The 283-nt window shown below is 55.5% G+C and carries 2 tRNA genes; both read right to left on the bottom strand.

The features are described from left to right. Positions 1-91 precede the first annotated feature (91 nt). Positions 92-166, bottom strand: a tRNA-Leu gene (locus O4H32_RS14925). A 36-nt stretch (positions 167-202) separates the two neighbouring features. Beyond that, positions 203-277: transfer RNA gene (locus tag O4H32_RS14920), tRNA-Val, on the bottom strand. Positions 278-283 lie beyond the last annotated feature (6 nt).

The following is a 283-nucleotide window of genomic DNA, read 5'->3' as shown; positions in this document are numbered from 1 at the left end:
CCCCCGACCCTCTGGGTGTAAACCAGATGCTCTGAACCAGCTGAGCTAAGCGCCCTTAGGAATGCGAGTGAAACTGATACGGATGTAACGATGGGCGCTGCGGGATACGAACCCCCGAACCTCTGGTTCTAAACCAGATGCTCTGAACCAGCTGAGCTAAGCGCCCTTTTGAATGCGATTGGAAGTGTGACTGTTTTCTCGGTGGGCGCTGAGTGATTCGAACCCCCGACCCTCTGGGTGTAAACCAGATGCTCTGAACCAGCTGAGCTAAGCGCCCGTACAC

This window comes from Castellaniella denitrificans (assembly GCF_027214045.1).
Lineage (GTDB): Bacteria > Pseudomonadota > Gammaproteobacteria > Burkholderiales > Burkholderiaceae_B > Castellaniella > Castellaniella denitrificans_A.
This window is presented reverse-complemented; position numbering and strand designations above follow the sequence as displayed.